Annotated in this window: 1 protein-coding gene; it reads right to left on the reverse strand. The window is 58.0% G+C overall.

What is annotated here, in order from left to right; translation table 11 throughout:
* Positions 1 to 2: 2 nt before the first annotated feature.
* Positions 3 to 459, reverse strand: a 457-nt coding sequence (locus Abin_RS09780) for a transposase (RefSeq protein ID WP_048846420.1), incomplete at its 5' end; no start/stop codon positions are given.

Genomic DNA, 459 nt, shown 5'->3' on the forward strand with positions numbered 1-459 from the left:
CTTTAATCTGGTTCGTAACCTGCTGCTGTAAAGAAACTGGCGCGTTGGCTGGGAGTGAAAGCCTGAAGTAGTGCGCCGACGGTGTCCCACAGAGCCCTGACAATCCATTCGGCTTTGGCACGCAGCAAAACCTTGAATTTTGAGAAGGCCATCTCGATGGGATTGAGGTCCGGGCTGTATGGCGGGAGGAGCATCGGTTCCGCCCCTGCCTGTCCGATGGCCTTCTGTGGCGCTGGCAACTTATGCGCTGGAAGATTGTCTATCACGACGATATCGCCCGGCTTCCGTGTAGGGGTGAGAACCCGTTCGACATAGAGCTGAAAGATTGTGGCGTTCATGGGGCCATCATGCACGAAGGGCGCGGTCATGCCTGTCGGGCGCAGCCCACCAGTAAAGGTCGTGGTTTTCCAGTGGCCATGCGGCACACCAGCGCGGCAGCGTTTCCCGCGATAAGCACCA

Origin of the sequence: Acetobacter indonesiensis (assembly GCF_000963945.1) — a bacterium.
Classification (GTDB): domain Bacteria; phylum Pseudomonadota; class Alphaproteobacteria; order Acetobacterales; family Acetobacteraceae; genus Acetobacter; species Acetobacter indonesiensis.